The organism is Leisingera sp. SS27, from assembly GCF_028368855.1.
In the GTDB taxonomy this organism is placed as follows: domain Bacteria; phylum Pseudomonadota; class Alphaproteobacteria; order Rhodobacterales; family Rhodobacteraceae; genus Leisingera.
Window position 1 is genome coordinate 158,378 of sequence record NZ_JAQNCY010000006.1, and the last position, 15,225, is coordinate 173,602.

17 protein-coding genes are annotated in these 15,225 nt (G+C 63.7%); 9 read left to right on the forward strand and 8 right to left on the reverse strand.

All coding sequences use genetic code 11. The features are described 5' to 3' along the window. Window positions 1-2: 2 nt before the first annotated feature. Complete coding sequence (locus N6L27_RS14395; RefSeq protein ID WP_271907990.1) at window positions 3-374, reverse strand: SPW repeat domain-containing protein; 372 nt, start codon at window positions 372-374, stop codon at window positions 3-5. Between the two features lie 113 nt (window positions 375-487). Next, window positions 488-1,468 carry an AraC family transcriptional regulator gene (locus N6L27_RS14400; protein WP_271907991.1) on the reverse strand — a complete coding sequence of 327 codons (981 nt, stop codon included), beginning with the start codon at window positions 1,466-1,468 and terminating at the stop codon, window positions 488-490. A 137-nt stretch (window positions 1,469-1,605) separates the two neighbouring features. Here N6L27_RS14400 and N6L27_RS14405 point away from each other — a divergent pair, with 137 nt between their 5' ends. Next, window positions 1,606-2,130 (forward strand): DUF4142 domain-containing protein, encoded by a 525-nt coding sequence (locus tag N6L27_RS14405; RefSeq protein ID WP_271907992.1) that lies wholly within the window; start codon window positions 1,606-1,608, stop codon window positions 2,128-2,130. Continuing rightward, window positions 2,121-2,450, forward strand: a complete 330-nt coding sequence (locus tag N6L27_RS14410; RefSeq protein WP_271907993.1) for a cupredoxin domain-containing protein — start codon at window positions 2,121-2,123, stop codon at window positions 2,448-2,450. The genes N6L27_RS14405 and N6L27_RS14410 overlap by 10 nt, the downstream gene beginning before the upstream one ends. Before the next feature lie 75 nt (window positions 2,451-2,525). Here N6L27_RS14410 and N6L27_RS14415 read toward each other — a convergent pair whose 3' ends face one another. After that, window positions 2,526-3,392, reverse strand: a complete 867-nt coding sequence (locus tag N6L27_RS14415; RefSeq protein ID WP_039184938.1) for a branched-chain amino acid aminotransferase — start codon at window positions 3,390-3,392, stop codon at window positions 2,526-2,528. Window positions 3,393-3,554: 162 nt separating this feature from the next. On the opposite strand from N6L27_RS14415, the gene N6L27_RS14420 reads away from it, so the two are divergent. The 6 genes from N6L27_RS14420 (at window position 3,555) to dxs (ending at window position 9,013) form a co-directional block, all read left to right on the forward strand. Continuing rightward, window positions 3,555-4,058 carry a MarR family winged helix-turn-helix transcriptional regulator gene (locus N6L27_RS14420; protein WP_260016650.1) on the forward strand — a complete coding sequence of 168 codons (504 nt, stop codon included), beginning with the start codon at window positions 3,555-3,557 and terminating at the stop codon, window positions 4,056-4,058. A gap of 6 nt (window positions 4,059-4,064) precedes the next feature. Further along, on the forward strand, window positions 4,065-4,766 hold the full coding sequence (locus N6L27_RS14425; protein WP_271907994.1) for a response regulator: 702 nt from the start codon (window positions 4,065-4,067) through the stop codon (window positions 4,764-4,766). Window positions 4,767-4,988: 222 nt separating this feature from the next. Further along, complete coding sequence (locus N6L27_RS14430; RefSeq protein ID WP_271907995.1) at window positions 4,989-5,915, forward strand: histone deacetylase family protein; 927 nt, start codon at window positions 4,989-4,991, stop codon at window positions 5,913-5,915. After that, a complete protein-coding gene (locus N6L27_RS14435; protein ID WP_019297546.1) occupies window positions 5,912-6,154 on the forward strand; it encodes an exodeoxyribonuclease VII small subunit in 243 nt (80 codons plus the stop codon). Before N6L27_RS14430 ends, N6L27_RS14435 begins: the two co-directional genes overlap by 4 nt. 3 nt (window positions 6,155-6,157) lie before the next feature. Then, window positions 6,158-7,042: a polyprenyl synthetase family protein gene (locus N6L27_RS14440; protein ID WP_271907997.1), complete on the forward strand. Its 885-nt coding sequence runs from the start codon at window positions 6,158-6,160 to the stop codon at window positions 7,040-7,042. 42 nt (window positions 7,043-7,084) lie between these two features. After that, on the forward strand, window positions 7,085-9,013 hold the full coding sequence (gene dxs / locus N6L27_RS14445) for a 1-deoxy-D-xylulose-5-phosphate synthase (RefSeq protein ID WP_271907999.1): 1,929 nt from the start codon (window positions 7,085-7,087) through the stop codon (window positions 9,011-9,013). Between the two features lie 53 nt (window positions 9,014-9,066). Here the strand turns inward: dxs and N6L27_RS14450 are convergent, their stop codons facing one another. After that, complete coding sequence (locus tag N6L27_RS14450; RefSeq protein WP_271908000.1) at window positions 9,067-9,936, reverse strand: SDR family oxidoreductase; 870 nt, start codon at window positions 9,934-9,936, stop codon at window positions 9,067-9,069. Window positions 9,937-10,009: 73 nt separating this feature from the next. On the opposite strand from N6L27_RS14450, the gene N6L27_RS14455 reads away from it, so the two are divergent. Beyond that, window positions 10,010-10,645, forward strand: coding sequence for a class I SAM-dependent DNA methyltransferase (locus N6L27_RS14455; protein WP_271908002.1), 636 nt, complete (start codon window positions 10,010-10,012; stop codon window positions 10,643-10,645). A 226-nt stretch (window positions 10,646-10,871) separates the two neighbouring features. Here the strand turns inward: N6L27_RS14455 and N6L27_RS14460 are convergent, their stop codons facing one another. The 4 genes from N6L27_RS14460 to N6L27_RS14475 are packed head-to-tail and all read right to left on the reverse strand — an operon-like array spanning window position 10,872 to window position 15,211. Next, on the reverse strand, window positions 10,872-11,657 hold the full coding sequence (locus N6L27_RS14460; RefSeq protein WP_271908003.1) for a carnitinyl-CoA dehydratase: 786 nt from the start codon (window positions 11,655-11,657) through the stop codon (window positions 10,872-10,874). A gap of 50 nt (window positions 11,658-11,707) precedes the next feature. Beyond that, window positions 11,708-13,735 (reverse strand): acetate--CoA ligase family protein, encoded by a 2,028-nt coding sequence (locus tag N6L27_RS14465; RefSeq protein WP_271908004.1) that lies wholly within the window; start codon window positions 13,733-13,735, stop codon window positions 11,708-11,710. A gap of 6 nt (window positions 13,736-13,741) precedes the next feature. Next, window positions 13,742-14,044, reverse strand: coding sequence for a SelT/SelW/SelH family protein (locus N6L27_RS14470; protein WP_271908005.1), 303 nt, complete (start codon window positions 14,042-14,044; stop codon window positions 13,742-13,744). Window positions 14,045-14,047: 3 nt separating this feature from the next. Beyond that, the gene (locus tag N6L27_RS14475; protein WP_271908006.1) at window positions 14,048-15,211 is read right to left on the reverse strand and encodes an acyl-CoA dehydrogenase family protein; all 1,164 of its coding nucleotides are present in this window, start codon (window positions 15,209-15,211) and stop codon (window positions 14,048-14,050) included. Between the last annotated feature and the right edge of the window lie 14 nt (window positions 15,212-15,225).

Genomic DNA, 15,225 nt, shown 5'->3' on the forward strand with positions numbered 1-15,225 from the left:
ACTCAGGCAGAGGCGGCCTCAGCCCCTTCCGGCGCGCTGAGCGAGATCACCGCAACCACCGCTGCGCCATTCAGCCAGTAGAACGCTGCATCCAGCCCGGCAAAGCCGAAGACAAAAGGCGCTGCCAGAAAGGTGAGGCCGACAATCAGGTCGACCGTCAGATGCAGCTTGTAGGGCAGCACCCGGATCAGGCCGAGGTGATGGTCGGTCAGCACTGTCAGCACAAAGGCGGCGATGCCGGTTGCCACCGACAGCCACAGCGCCAGCGGATTGCTTTCGCCCAGGCCCAGCAGAAACGGCAGCCCCATCAGGGCAACGGCAACCGGGTAATCAAGGTATGCATGGATGGTGCGGGTCACGAAACGGAAGGGCATGGGTCAGGTCCTTTTGCAGAGAAATGCTGGCCGCAATTGCGGCTCTGGACCCAGACTTGCAGGATCGTCACGAACAATGAATTTCAGTAAGTTCAGCAAAACATGCAGATCGTTCAGACATTCGAACTTTCTGCAGAGGCGATTTCCCTGTGCTGCTGCCGGTACGCCGCCGGAGAGACACCGACCTGCTTCCGGAAAACCCTGGAAAATGCGGCTTCGGACGCATAACCCGCCAGCTCCGCTGCATCCGCCACATTCAGACCCTGCTCTGTCAGCCCCTGACAGGCGATCTGCATCCGCCAGCTGGTCAGGTACTGCATCGGAGTCACCTGCATCTTGGCGGTAAAGCCTTGGGCGAAACTCGTGCGCGACATGCCGGCAATGCGCGCCAGCTCTTCAACCGACCAGGTCCTGGCCGGTTCCCGGTGAAAGGCGCTCAGAGCGCGGGACAGCTGCGGATCAGCAAACCCAGCCAGAGCATCGCTGTCGGGGCTCAGGCTTTCCAGATGCACCCGGATCGCCTGCGCAAAAATTGCCTCGGACATTTTCAGCGCAATCAAATCACCGCCCATACGGGCATGCCCCGCCTCAGCGGCAATGACCCGCAATGTCGCCTCCAGCCAGGCACCGCGTGCTTCGCCATAGTCCTGAATATGCATATAGGGCGGCAAACGGTCCAAAAGCATATGCCCGGCACCGGTATGTCCTTGCGCACCATAAGAAATATGCCCACAAATCAGCTGCGTATCCCGGTCATCCTCATCGCCGCCGTAAACCAGCACGCCTTCGCCCCGGTATCCGGACAGCTCCAGCACCCGGTCCAGTGTCAGGACCGCCTCTTTGCCGGTGGTGGAGCAAAACAGCATATGTTCCGCCCCATGCGGGATCACCACCAGATCCCCCTGCGCCAGCCGGATCGTGTCATCCGTTTGCGGCAGATGCACCAGGCATTCTCCCCGGTGGGCAAAATGGAACCGCGCCACATTCTGGAAGGACGGCACATGCACCCCCCACGGCGGCGTGAATGAGGTGCGGAAATAGAGCGTCCCTTTGAGGGAAAGCCGCGTGAGAATGTCGCTTAAAAGATCCAGCATGGCAGAAGGATACGTCTTCGGTGCCGCGCGTCCAGAGTGCTGGACGATCTGCAACATCTTTCACCCTATCGCGCATTCAACGCCACAGCGTTTTCACGGATCAAAGTGAGACTGACAAAGACTAAAGGAGTCGCAAGATGACATTCCGTTTGCTTTCCGCCGCTGTTCTCGCTGGCGCCATGGTCCTGCCAGCCCATGCCGCAGAACCGATGAATGACCTCGAAATCGCCCATACCGCCTACACTGCAGGCCAGCTGGACATACGCTATGCCCATCTCGCACTGGCGGTATCTGAGAATGCCGACGTGCGCAGCTTCGCTGAAACCATGATCCGCGACCACTCAGCGGTCAATTCAGCTGCGGTTGATCTGATCACCGAATTGAACGTCACGCCTCAGGACAACGATCTCAGCCGCGCCCTGGTGCAGGGGGCTGCAGACAAGCGGGCAGAGCTGATGGGCCTCTCCGGCAGCGCCTTCGACTGCGCCTATGCGCAAAATGAGCTGGGCTACCATCAGGTTGTCAACAAAACCGTCGAGGAAAGCTTTATCCCGGCGGTCACGGTTGCGCCGCTCAAAGAGCTGCTGACGGATGCGCTGGCGACATTCAAGGTGCATGAAGGCCATGCGGAACAGATGGTCAGCAATCTGCAATGCAGCTGACACGGCGGCAGCTGATCGCAGCGGGCGGGCTGGCGGCAGCCGCAGCCGCGTTGCCCGCTGCGGCCTCACCGGCGGTTCGGGTCCGGATCCGGAAGTTCGCCTTTGACCCTGATACAGTCTCTATAAAGGCTGGTGAGCGTATCGAGTGGGTCAATGAGGACTTTGCCCCGCATACGGCAACCGAGGACGATTACAGCTGGGATACCGGAGAGCTGGGCAAAGGCAGCACCGCATCCGTCCTGTTTGAGACACCCGGGACACATTCCTATTACTGCGCGTATCATCCCCATATGAAGGCACGCATCGTAGTGACCGCATAGGCACACCTGCAAAGCAAACGGGCGCCCTGTTTTCAGGAGCGCCCGTTCACCTCAGCTGCTGCCGGTCGGCGGGAGTTAGCTCCGCACCAGCTTCTCATAATCCTCGGCGATCTCGCGGGTCAGATCTCCAACCTCAAAGGTATAGTCGCCGATCTGCCCGACCGGGGTGACCTCGGCCGCGGTGCCGGTCAGCCAGCACTGCTCGAAGCCTTCCATCTCTTCCGGCTTGATGCGGCGCTCGTGCACAGTGATACCCTTGTCCTTGAGCATCTGGATCACGGTCTGCCGGGTGATGCCATTGAGGAAGCAATCGGCCAGCGGGGTGTGGACCTCACCGTCCTTCACAAAGAACACGTTGGCGCCGGTCGCCTCCGCCACATAGCCGCGCCAGTCCATGAACAGCGCATCCGAGCAGCCCTTGGCCTCCGCCTTGTGCTTGGAGATGGTGCAGATCATGTAAAGGCCTGCCGCCTTGGCGTGAACCGGGATGGTTTCCGGGCTTGGGCGCTTCCATTCCGCGATGTCGAGCTTGGCGCCCTTCATCTTGGCGTCGCCGTAATAGGCGCCCCAGCCCCAGACCGCGACCGCCATGCGCACCGGGTTCTTGGCCGACGCCACGCCCATGTCCTCGCCCGAGCCGCGCCAGACCAGCGCCCGCACATAGGCGTCCTGCAGGCCGGAGGCTTTCAACGCCTCTTCCTTGGCTGCCTCGATCTGATCGACGGTATAGGGCATCGGCATGTCCAGCGCTTCTGCGCTCGCGATCAGACGCTCGGAGTGCTCGCGGCTTTTGAAGATCTTGCCGTTATAGGCGCGCTCGCCCTCAAAAACAGAGGAGGCGTAGTGCATCGCATGGGTCAGGATATGCACCTTGGCATCCCGCCAGTCGACCAGCTCCCCATCCATCCAGATCACACCGTCGCGGTCGTCGTAACCAGCCATGCCGCACCCTCCTGATTTCTGCGGTGATTTTCATTTATTGCGCAAGTTGAGGCCGAAGCGGACACAATCTTGCGTCAAAGCTGCGATTCGATACATCTTCACCCTTGGAATGTCAACAACACTGACATAAACTGGCAGGTAATACAGACGAGGGGGCACCACATGCCTGAAGGCCGGACAGGGCAGGGATACAGCGGCGAAAGCCTGCTGTTTCTGACAGATGAGCAGCTGCGCCAGGGGATCGAGGCAATGTTCTTTGCCTACCGCGGCTTTACCGCCGATCCGGACCGGATCCTGGCCGAAATGTCCTATGGCCGGGCGCATCACCGCGCCATTCACTTCATCAACCGCTCCCCCGGGACCACGGTGAACAATCTGCTCAGCATCCTGGGTGTCACCAAACAGTCGCTGAACCGGGTGCTGCGCACGCTGATTGGCGACGGGCTGGTGATCTCCAAGGTGGGGGAGCTGGATAAGCGCGAACGCCACCTCTATCTGACAGATCAGGGCCAGGCGCTGGAAGCGACGCTGTCGGACGCCCAGCGCGCCCGGATGCGCGCCGCCTACAAGGACGCAGGCCCAGAGGCCGTACAGGGTTTCAAGACAGTTCTTGAAGCAATGATGGACGCGGACATGCGCCGCGCCTACGCCAAGCTGCGGGACTAAACCACCATGAGCACGCACGACGCCCATCTGCTGATCGTCGATGACGATGAACGCATCCGCGGCCTCTTGAAGAAATTCCTGATGCGCTCCGGCTTTCTGGTAACGGCGGCGCGCGACGCCGCCCATGCGCGCCGCGTGCTGGCGGGGTTGGATTTCGACCTGATCATCATGGATGTGATGATGCCCGGCGAGGACGGCGTGTCCCTGACCCGTTCCTTGCGCGAAACCATGACCACCCCGATCCTGCTGCTGACCGCCAAGGGTGAGACCGAGGACCGGATCGCGGGGCTCGAGGCCGGGGCGGATGATTATCTGCCAAAACCCTTCGAGCCCAAGGAACTGCTGCTGCGGGTCAACGCGATCCTGCGGCGGATGCCGGACACCGTTGCGCAGGAGGCCGCACCCAAGGTGCTGCACCTGGGCGCCATCCGCTATGACATCGAACGCGGCGAGATGTGGCAGGGTGACGAGCTGATCCGCCTGACCGGCACCGAAAGCCAGCTGATGAAGATCTTCTCCGCCCAGCCGGGTGAGCCGGTTTCCCGCACCAAGCTGGTGGAGGACCTGGGCCGTGACCGCGGCCAGGCGCAGGAACGTGCGGTGGATGTGCAGATCACCCGCTTGCGCCGCAAGATCGAGCCGAACCCGAAACAGCCGCAATACCTGCAAACCGTCCGCGGCGCGGGCTACATGCTGGCGCCGGACTGAGACCCTGCCCGCCTCTTCGTCTGGCTGAAAATATCCCGGCGGGGGGGCGGCCCGCTCCGGCGGTGACGGGCCGGCATCCCTCCCTTTTCGCCTAAATGCTGCCAGGCCGGTGCACAGGGAGTGCACACCCGGTGCACGCATGTCACCCCCGGTTTTCCCTTGCAGCCGGACACCGCCCCCACCTAGTGTCGCGCCAAGTCCCGCAGCCGGAGGAACGCGCCCATGACCACCGCCCTGATCACCCACGCGGATTGCCTCAATCACGTCACACCTGAGGGCCACCCCGAACGGGTCGCACGGCTGGAACACATCCTGCACGCTCTGGAATCCTTGGATCTGAAGCGGGTGACAGCCCCGATGGCCGCCGAGGATGACATCCTTCGCATCCACCCCGCCTCCTACCTCTCGGACCTGCGCAAATCCTCGCCGGCGGAGGGCTGGGCGCAGATTGACGGCGACACCTTCCTGTCTCCCGGTTCGCTGGATGCCGCCTTCCGCGCAGCCGGAGCCGTAGTGCGCGGAGTGGACATGGTGCTGGGAGGCGAAGTGCAGAATGCTTTTGCCGCCGTGCGCCCGCCGGGGCATCACGCCGAAACAGACACTGCAATGGGCTTTTGCCTGTTCGGCAATGCCGCACTGGCAGCCAAGCACGCGCTCGATCACCACGGGCTCAGCCGTGTCGCGGTGGTGGATTTCGACGTCCATCACGGCAATGGCACCCAGGACCTGCTATGGGATGAGCCGCGCGCGCTGGTCATCACCAGCCAGCAGATGCCGCTCTGGCCCGGCTCTGGCCGCCCTGACGAGGACGGCGCCCATGGCCAGATCCTCAACATGCCGCTGCCGCCGGGATCGGGCCGGTCAGAGATGCAAGCAGCCTATGAGGGCGAGGCCTTCCCCCGCCTGCGCGCCTTCAAGCCGGAGCTGATCATCATTTCCGCAGGCTTTGATGCCCATCAGGACGACCCGCTCGCCAGCCTCAACTGGGCCACTGCCGATTTCGCCCGGATCACCGCCGAACTGTGCAAACTTGCCAGTGAACTGTGCAGCGGCCGTATCGTCTCGACTTTGGAAGGCGGATATGATCTGAACGCGCTGTCCGCGGCAACCCGCGCGCATGTGGAAGAATTGATGAAGGCACCGGCATGACTGAGACCCCCGTAGACCAGATGAGCTTTGAACAGGCGATGCGTGAGCTGGAAGGCGTGGTGGACCAGCTGGAACGCGGCGACGTGGCGCTGGATGCCTCGATTGCGCTTTATGAACGCGGCGCCGCGCTGAAGAAACGCTGCGAAGACGAGCTGAAACGCGCCGAGGAAAAGGTCGCCGCGATCACCCTGGACGCCAACGGCACCCCCAAGGGCACCCAGCCGCTGGACGCCGGCTGAACCATGACCGCCGCCGCAGACACCCAAACGCGCCCTTTTGCAGAGGCACGGAAAGACGCGCAAGACCTTGTTACCGCGCATATGGAGCTGCGGCTGGCGGGCAATGACGCGCTGCACGCCGCGATGCGTTACGCCATCACCGGCGGCAAGATGCTGCGCGGCTTCCTGGTGCTGGAAAGCGCCCGCCTGCACGGCGTGCCGCAAGACGCAGCGATTGAGGCGGCGCTCGCAATCGAATGCATCCACGCCTACTCCCTGGTGCATGACGACCTGCCCTGCATGGACGACGACGACCTGCGCCGCGGCCAGCCTACGGTCCATAAGAAATGGGATGAGGCGATGGCGGTTCTGGCAGGCGATAGCCTGCAAACCTTTGCCTTTGAACTGCTGGCAAGCCCGAAGGTTGGCGCCCACGCGCTGACCCTGATCCGCGGCCTGGCACAGTCCTCTGGAAAGTACGGCATGGTCTCTGGCCAGATGCTGGACATCGCAGCGGAAAGTGCTGCTGAGCCGCTCAATCTCGAACAAATCACCAAACTGCAGAGCCGCAAGACCGGCTGCCTGATCGAATGGTCCGCCACCGCCGGCGCGGTGCTGGCCGGGGACGACCCGGCACCGCTTCGGCAATACGCACGCGCCCTCGGCCTTGCTTTCCAGATTGCTGACGACATCTTGGATGTGGAAGGCGATGCCGCCAAGGTTGGCAAGGCGGTGCGCAAGGACGCAGATGCCGGAAAGGCGACCTTTGTCTCATTGCTGGGTCTGGCAGAGGCAAAAGCCCGCGCACAGTCGCTTTGCGAGGATGCCTGTGCCGCGCTGTCACCCTATGGTGATGACGCCGCAACCTTGAAGGAAGCCGCGCGTTTCGTTATTGCGCGCGACAGCTAACCCCGCGCCAAGCCTCTGAAAGGCGCAGCCCAAGGAGACACCATGTCCGACCGGCCCAAGACCCCGCTTCTGGACCAGATCACGCGCCCCGCGGATCTGAAGGGGCTGACGGATGCGCAGCTGGTGCAGGTGGCCCATGAGCTGCGGCAGGAAACCATTTCCGCGGTTTCCGTCACCGGCGGCCACTTGGGCGCAGGCCTCGGCGTGGTGGAGCTGACCACCGCCCTGCACGCGGTATTCGACACCCCGCGCGACAAGGTGATCTGGGACGTCTCCCACCAGTGCTACCCGCACAAGATCCTGACCGGGCGCCGCGACCGCATCCGCACCCTGCGGATGAAGGACGGGCTCAGCGGTTTCACCAAACGCTCCGAGTCGCCTTATGACCCGTTCGGCGCCGCCCACAGCTCCACCTCGATCAGCGCAGCCCTTGGCTTTGCCGTCGCGCGCGACCTCGGCGGTGTCATCCCCGAGGGCAACGGCGACGCCATCGCGGTGATCGGCGACGGCTCTATGTCAGCCGGCATGGCGTTTGAGGCGATGAACAACGCAGGCCACCTGGGCAAGCGGCTGTTCGTGATCCTGAACGACAATGAAATGTCGATCGCGCCGCCGGTCGGCGCGCTGTCCTCCTACCTGTCGCGCCTTTACGCGGGTGAGCCGTTCCAGGAGCTGAAGGCTGCCGCCAAGGGCGCTGTCTCTCTGCTGCCCGAACCCTTCCGCGAAGGCGCCAAGCGCGCCAAGGACATGCTGAAAGGCATGGCCGTCGGCGGCACGATGTTCGAGGCGCTTGGCTTCTCCTATCTCGGCCCCATTGACGGCCACGACATGGACCAGCTGCTGCCGGTCCTGCGCACGGTCAAGGCACGCGCCACCGGCCCGATCCTGATCCATGTCCTGACCAAAAAGGGCAAAGGCTACGCCCCGGCTGAGGCCGCCCGCGACAAGGGCCACGCCACTGCCAAGTTCGACATGGTGACCGGCGAGCAGAAGAAGGCCCCCTCCAACGCGCCCTCCTACACGTCTGTTTTCGGCAATGAACTGGTGAAACTGGCCGCCAAGGACGACAAGATCTGCGCCGTCACCGCGGCGATGCCAGATGGCACCGGCCTCAGCCTGATGGCCGAACGCTACCCCTCGCGCTGCTTCGACGTCGGCATTGCCGAACAGCACGGCGTCACCTTTGCAGCGGCGCTAGCGGCCGGCGGCATGAAGCCGTTTTGCGCGATGTATTCCACCTTCCTGCAGCGCGGCTATGACCAGGTCGTGCACGACGTGGCGATCCAGCGCCTGCCGGTGCGCTTTGCCATCGACCGTGCCGGACTGGTCGGGGCCGACGGGGCCACCCATGCCGGCAGTTTCGACATTGGCTTCATGGCCAACCTGCCCGGCATGGTGGTGATGGCCGCCGCCGACGAGGCGGAACTGGTGCACATGGTCGCCACCGCGGCTGCGTATGACGACGGCCCCATCGCCTTCCGCTACCCGCGCGGTGAGGGCGAAGGCGTCGAGATGCCGGAAACTCCGGAGGTGCTGGAAATCGGCAAGGGCCGGATGATCCAGGCGGGCAAACGCGTGGCGCTGCTGTCCTTCGGCACCCGGCTGGGCGAGGTCCGCAAAGCCGCCGAGGCGCTCTCTGCCAAGGGCATCACCCCGACCATTGCCGACGCCCGCTTTGCCAAGCCGCTGGACCGTGACCTGATCCTGCAGCTGGCCGCGGACCACGAGGCGCTGATCACCATCGAGGAAGGCGCAGTGGGCGGCTTCGGCTCCCATGTGGCGCAGCTTCTGGCGGAGGAAGGCGTTTTTGACAGCGGCCTCAAGTACCGCTCGATGGTGCTGCCCGACACCTTCATCGACCAGGCCAGCCCGGCGGATATGTATGAGACCGCCGCCATGAACGCACCGCAGATCGAGGCCAAGGTGCTGGAGGTTTTGGGTGTTGCAACGATTGGCGAGAAACGGGCGTAACCTGGGCCAGCACTAGGGTTGAGCCTGCCTGGGCAGGTCCGGCTAAAGTTCAGTTACACCCCCGGCGGCTCAGCCGGCGGCACAAAGCTCTCCATATCCTCAGCCTCCAGCACCGCCCGCAACCCCTCGCGGTAGGTGGGATAGAGCAGCTCCACTCCCAGCTCTTCCTTGATCAGGCGGTTCCTGACCCGCTTGTTCTCGCCATAAAAGCTGCGTGCCATCGGGGTCATGCCAGCCTCTTCAAACGGCACCTCCGCAGGCATTGGCAGGCCCAAGAGTTCCGCCGCATGGCCCAGTACATCCTGCGGCGGGGCCGGGTCGTTGTCGCAGACGTTATAGATGGCGCCCGGACGCGGCTGCGCGATGGAGGCCGCCAGCACCTGGGCGATGTCGTCCACATGGATACGCGAAAACACCTGCCCCGGCTTGATGATCCGCCGCGCCTTGCCCGCCATCAGCTTGGCAAAGGGGCCGCGGCCGGGGCCGTAGATGCCGGCCAAGCGGAAGATGTGCAGCGGCAAGCCGGGAATGGCTTGCCATTGCGCCTCTGCCAGGGCGCGCCAGTCGCCGCGCTGGCTGGAGGGTGTCACCGGTGTATTCTCATCCACCCAGGCGCCGTCGTGGTGGCCGTAGACGGCTGTGGTCGACAGGTAGCCGACCCACTCCAGATCAGGCGCGGCGGCAATCCGGTCCCCCATGGCCGCCAGCACCGGATCCCCATCCGCATTGGGGCCGATCGAATTCAGGATATGTGTCACCCCGTCCAGCGGAACGTCCTGCCCGGGCCAGGTGATCATCTCAACACCATCGGCCGCCGCCACCTCGCGCGAGGTGCCGATGACCCGCCAGCCCTGCGCCAGCAGACGCGGGGCAAGCGCCCTGGCGGTATAGCCAAATCCAAGACAAAGCAGCGTTTTTCTCATGCCTCCTAGATGCGTTGGCCGCAGCCGGGGTGCAAGGGTTGATTCGAATCCTTCGCGCGGCTTTGATGGCCCGATGAAAAAGAAGACACCCGGATTGGCCGATGCCTATGAACTGAGCACGCCTGAGGATTCGCGGCGGCTTTATGCGGACTGGGCCGGCACCTACGATCAGGATTTCGCCGCCGGGCAGGACTACCTGCTGCCCGAACTGACGGCCAAGGCTTTTGCCGCCGCCGGGGGATCGGGCCCGGTGCTGGACGCGGGCGCAGGCACCGGCCTCTGCGGCGCGGCGCTGCGGGCGCTTGGGGTTGAACCTGTCGACGCCACCGACATCAGCGCTGCCATGCTGGCCGAGGCGCTGCGCAAGGACGCCTACCGCGACGTGATCGAGGCCGACCTGATGGAAGGCATTCCGGTGCCGCGCAGCTCTTACCGCGGGGTGGTGTCTTCGGGCACGTTCACCCACGGCCACCTTGGCCCCGAAGTGCTGCCCGCCCTGCTGCGCGTGGCCGCACCCGGAGCCTGGTTTGCACTGTCAGTGAATGCCAGGTTCTACGAAAAGGCAGGATTTGCCGAAGCCTTTGACCGGCTGCTCAGCGGTCAATGGATCAAGAGCCTCACCCTGCCGGAGCTGCGCATCTATGGCCCGCGCGCCACCGGCCCGCACAAGGATGACACTGCCCTCATTGCTCTGTTCCAGAAGGCGTAGCACTGTTCCGCTTTCGCCGTGTCAAGGGAGGCGCAGCCTCCGCGCGGCACGCGCGGCTTGCCCTTGAGGCGGCGATGGCCGGTCATACAATGGGCCTGGCTTCTTGAGGAGCAGACCTGCTCCTCAAGAGCGTCCCCGCAAAAAGGTAACGCCGCGCGAAGCGCGGCGCCGGGCCCAACTGTGCAGGGGCGTCTTCAGATTCCCCGCAGCAGGCGGGAGAATTGCGTTACCGCCCCTTCCAGACCGGATCGCGTTTTTCGGCAAAGGCGCGGGCGCCTTCCAGATTGTCCTCCGAACCATAGAGCACATCCACCGTCTTGAGCTGGCGCTGCGTGATGCGGTTCATCGCGTCCTGGAATTTGCTGTCCTCGGCGTCGCGCACGATCTCCTTGATCGCCGCATAGACAAGCGGCGGGCCGGAAGCGAGCAGCCTTGCCAGCTCCCAGGCACGGTCCATCAGCTGATCCGCGGGAACGATCTCATTCACCAGCCCCCAGCGGTTGGCCTCTTCTGCATCAAACCAGCGCCCGGTCAGCAAAAGTTCCATGGCGATGTGATGGGGGATGCGTTTGGGAAGCTTTACGCTGGCGGCATCCGCCACGGTGCCGGAGCGGATCTCCGGCAGCGCAAAGGTGGCATGATCGGCAGCAATGATCATGTCCGCCGACAGTGCCAGCTCCAGTCCGCCGCCGCAGGCGATGCCGTTCACGGCAGCAATCACCGGCTTGTTCATATCGCGCAGTTCCTGAAGTCCGCCAAAACCGCCGACACCATAATCGCCATCCACCGCATCGCCGTCCGCCGCCGCCTTCAGGTCCCAGCCGGGGCAGAAAAATTTCTCCCCGCCGCCGGTCAGGATTGCCACCCGCAGCTCCTGGTCGTCACGGAAATCACGGAACACCTCGCCCATCACCCGGCTGGTGGCCAGATCTATGGCGTTGGCCTTGGGCCGGTCCAGCGTCACTTCCAGAATGGCGCCGTCGCGGCGGGTTCTTACGGGGCTTTCACTCATGTTGTCTCCTCCTGGCATTGGGCATGCCGTTCTGTTTCAGGGCCGCAGCGCTAGTATTTCCGGCGCATCAGCGCATCCGCTGCAACCGCATCCTTTGGCGTGCACAAAAGCGGGTTGATCTCGATCTCCTCAAGGCCCAGCGCATTCTCCAACACATAGGCTTCGACCGCACGGATGGCGCGCAGGATTGCCTCGCGGTCTGCCGCCGGGGCGCCGCGGTAGCCATCCAGCAGCTTGGAGATGCGCAGCGACTGGAGTGCCGCCTCGATCTCCGCTTCCGAGGCCGGCAGAAGGAAAGACGCGCTGTCCTCCATCAGCTCGGTCAGGGTGCCGCCCGCCGCCAGGGTCATGACAAACCCGTGCGCCGCGTCCTTGACCACACCGATCAGCAGTTCCGCCACCGCGCCGGTGACCATCTCCTCCACCAGAAAACGCTCCGCAGGCATGTTAAAAGCCGCGTCGCTCACCTCCTGGCCCGAATTCAGGTTCAGAACCACCGCCCCCGCCTCTGTCTTATGCGCGACGCCTTCGCCCTTCAGCACCACCGGGAAGCCGACATCCACTGCCACAGCGCGGGCATTGGTGGCCGAAGCCGCCCGTTTGAAGCGCGGCGTGCGCAGCCCATAGCTGGCAAGCTGCCACTTGGCTTCGGCTTCCGGCACCAGATCAGGCTCTACAGCGGGAGTTGGCAGCAACAGCGGCGCAGGCGCTTCCGGCAGCGGCAGGCTGGCGGCTTCGCAGGCAGCAATTGCCTCGCTGAGACCGCAGAAGGGCACCACGCCTGCGTCCATCAGCCGGGCCGCCACATCCTCTGGCAATAGCTCCGGCAGAGTCGCCACCAGCCCAACATTGGCGCCGGTCCGTTCGTGCGAACCGATGGCGGCCTGAATGGTGCATTCCCAGTCCGAGGCATCGCAGCGGTCATCACGCGGGAAGTCCACAATCAGCATGGTCATTGCCAGCTGCGGATCCATCATGGCTGAGAACGCCTTGGTCATCGCCTCGGTGTCGCGCCAGATATAGGTGTGGTAGTCGAGCGGATTTGCCAGCGCCACCATCGGGCCCAGCGCGTCGCGCAGGTCCGTTTTCTGGCGGTCATGCAGCGGTGGGAACTCCACCTTCCGCGTATGGCCGGTGTCTGCGGCCAGGCTTGCCTCCCCGCCCGAACAGCTGATGGTTGCGATACGGTTCGAAGGCAGCCGCCCCGTCACATGCAGCAGCTTCAGCGTTTCCAGGAAGGACGGCAGGTCATCCAGACGCGGAATGCCAAGGCGTGAGAGCAAAGCCCCGGCCCCCGCGTCACCGCCCGCAAGCGAGGCGGTATGAGAAACAGTTGCGGCCTGGGCCTCAGCCGATTTGCCGACCTTCAGCGCTATGATCGGCTTGCCCAGTTCACGCGCCCGCGCCGCCAGCGCCTCAAACGCGCGCAGGTCGCCAAAGCCTTCGATGTGCAGGCCCAGCGCAGTGACACGGTCGTCCTCCAGCAGCGCCTCACCAATGGCTGCTATGCCCGACTGCGCCTGATTGCCGGCGGTCACCACATAGGCAAGCGGCAGACCGCGCTTCTGCATGGTCAGGTTGATGGCGATATTGGAGCTTTGGGTGACCAGCGCCACACCCTTCTGCGCCCGCGCGCCGCCATGCTGATCCGGCCACAGCAGGGCGCCGTCCAGATAGTTGATGAAGCCATAGCAATTGGGCCCAAGGAAAGGCATATCGCCCGCCGCTTCCAGCAGCTGCGCCTGAAGGTCCGCGCCTTCAGCGTCCTCGGCTGCCGCTTCCAGAAAACCCGAGGCAAAGCACACGGCCCCGCCAGCACCGCGCGCAGACAGCGCCCGCACCACTTCGATAGTGGCAAAGCGGTTCACTCCGATAAAGGCCGCATCGGGCGCTTCCGGCAGGCTGTCCGCATCCTTGAAGGCCGGCAGCCCCGCGACCTCTTCTGCCTTGGGATGGACGGGCCAGATGGTGCCCTCGAATCCCATCTTCTGACATTGCTCGATGACAAGGCGGCACCACGCGCCGCCGCCAATTACAGCAATGGTTTTCGGGCGGAAAAGCCTGTTTAGAGACTGCATTTGATCTTATTCACCGGTCTTGCCGCGGTCCAGGTGGCCGAGGTCTTGTTCAGGGTCAATCCGGTCGCGCACGCGGGTCTTCAGCTCTTTCACATCAGGAAAGCCGCCATCCCGTTTGCGCTCCCAGACCAGCTCCTTATCAACATGGATCTCAAAGATCCCGCCCAAATCTCCGGGAACCAGTGTCACCCCGCCCAGTTGGTCCTGAAAAGTCTGCAGCAGTTCCTGCGCCATCCAGCCCGCCCGCAGCAGCCAGTTGCAGCCGATGCAGTAGGTAATGGTAACAACGGGTTTCCCGGCTTGGGTCATGGATCAGCCTCCGACGGCGCGCAGCATCTCGCGGCTGATGATGTGCCGCTGGATTTCACTGGTGCCTTCCCAGATACGCTCCACCCGCGCATCGCGCCAGATGCGTTCCAGCGGCAGCTCGTCCATCAGGCCCATGCCGCCGTGAATCTGGATCGCCTCGTCTGCGACAAAGGCCAGCATCTCGGTGGCCTTCAGCTTGGCCATCGACATGTCGCTCTCGGTGACGGTGCCCTGGTCGAACTTCCAGCCGGCTTCCCAGGTCAAGAGGTTCGCCGCCTTCAGCTCCAGCGCCATGTCGGCGAGTTTAAAGGAGATGCCCTGGAACTTGCCGATCTGCTGGCCGAACTGCTTGCGCTCGGCAGCGTATTCGATCGAGTGCTGCAGCGCCCGTTCGGCGCGGCCCAGGCAGGTGGCCGCGACCTGCAGGCGGGTGGCGCCCAGCCAGGTGTTGGCCACCTCGAACCCCTTGTCGACCTCGCCCAGAATGGCCGAGGACGGCAGACGGCAGTCGTCGAATTCCAGCACCGCGTTGGTATAGCCGCGGTGGCTGACGTTGCCGTAGCCGTCGCGCACCTCAAAACCCGGCGTGCCCTTGTCGACAAAGAAGGCGGTGATTTTCTTCTTCGGCCCGCGCGGTGTGTCCTCGACCCCGGTGGCCATGAAGCAAATCGCGAAATCGGCGATGTCCGCGTGGCTGATGAAGTGCTTGGTGCCGTTCAGGATCCAGTCATCACCGTCCTGGCGCGCGGTTGCCTTCATGCCGCGCAGGTCCGAGCCGGCGTCCGGCTCTGTCATCGCCAGACAGTCCCACTTCTCGCCCTTCATACAGGGGAACAGGTATTTCTCTTTCTGCTCCTCGGTGCCTGCCAGCAGGATGTTCGACGGCCGCGCAACGCCGGTCCAGTGCAGCGCATAGTTGGCGCGGCCCAGTTCCTTTTCATACATCAGCCAGGTCAGGGTATCGAGGCCGGCACCACCGGCTTCCTCAGGCATGTTGGCGGCATAAAGCCCCGCTTCCATCGCCTTCTTCTGCACGTCGCGGATTACATCCATGTCCAGGTGGCCGGTGCGCTCGATCTCCGCTTCATGCGGATAGAGCTCCTTCTCCACAAAGGCGCGGGTGGTCTCTACGATCATGGACTGTTCTTCGGTCATCCCGAACTGCATGGCGGTGTTCCTTC

What these genes read in the sequence shown, in the direction of transcription:
- N6L27_RS14410 (WP_271907993.1), top strand. Translation starts at nt 2,121, where the DNA reads ATGCAGCTGACACGGCGGCAGCTGATCGCAGCGGGCGGGCTGGCGGCA.
- N6L27_RS14465 (WP_271908004.1), bottom strand. Translation starts at nt 13,735, where the DNA reads ATGCAGTCTCTAAACAGGCTTTTCCGCCCGAAAACCATTGCTGTAATT.
- N6L27_RS14405 (WP_271907992.1), top strand. Translation starts at nt 1,606, where the DNA reads ATGACATTCCGTTTGCTTTCCGCCGCTGTTCTCGCTGGCGCCATGGTC.
- N6L27_RS14460 (WP_271908003.1), bottom strand. Translation starts at nt 11,657, where the DNA reads ATGAGTGAAAGCCCCGTAAGAACCCGCCGCGACGGCGCCATTCTGGAA.
- N6L27_RS14415 (WP_039184938.1), bottom strand. Translation starts at nt 3,392, where the DNA reads ATGGCTGGTTACGACGACCGCGACGGTGTGATCTGGATGGATGGGGAG.
- N6L27_RS14475 (WP_271908006.1), bottom strand. Translation starts at nt 15,211, where the DNA reads ATGCAGTTCGGGATGACCGAAGAACAGTCCATGATCGTAGAGACCACC.
- N6L27_RS14430 (WP_271907995.1), top strand. Translation starts at nt 4,989, where the DNA reads ATGACCACCGCCCTGATCACCCACGCGGATTGCCTCAATCACGTCACA.
- N6L27_RS14395 (WP_271907990.1), bottom strand. Translation starts at nt 374, where the DNA reads ATGCCCTTCCGTTTCGTGACCCGCACCATCCATGCATACCTTGATTAC.
- N6L27_RS14435 (WP_019297546.1), top strand. Translation starts at nt 5,912, where the DNA reads ATGACTGAGACCCCCGTAGACCAGATGAGCTTTGAACAGGCGATGCGT.
- N6L27_RS14440 (WP_271907997.1), top strand. Translation starts at nt 6,158, where the DNA reads ATGACCGCCGCCGCAGACACCCAAACGCGCCCTTTTGCAGAGGCACGG.
- N6L27_RS14420 (WP_260016650.1), top strand. Translation starts at nt 3,555, where the DNA reads ATGCCTGAAGGCCGGACAGGGCAGGGATACAGCGGCGAAAGCCTGCTG.
- dxs (WP_271907999.1), top strand. Translation starts at nt 7,085, where the DNA reads ATGTCCGACCGGCCCAAGACCCCGCTTCTGGACCAGATCACGCGCCCC.
- N6L27_RS14455 (WP_271908002.1), top strand. Translation starts at nt 10,010, where the DNA reads ATGAAAAAGAAGACACCCGGATTGGCCGATGCCTATGAACTGAGCACG.
- N6L27_RS14450 (WP_271908000.1), bottom strand. Translation starts at nt 9,936, where the DNA reads ATGAGAAAAACGCTGCTTTGTCTTGGATTTGGCTATACCGCCAGGGCG.
- N6L27_RS14400 (WP_271907991.1), bottom strand. Translation starts at nt 1,468, where the DNA reads ATGCTGGATCTTTTAAGCGACATTCTCACGCGGCTTTCCCTCAAAGGG.
- N6L27_RS14470 (WP_271908005.1), bottom strand. Translation starts at nt 14,044, where the DNA reads ATGACCCAAGCCGGGAAACCCGTTGTTACCATTACCTACTGCATCGGC.
- N6L27_RS14425 (WP_271907994.1), top strand. Translation starts at nt 4,065, where the DNA reads ATGAGCACGCACGACGCCCATCTGCTGATCGTCGATGACGATGAACGC.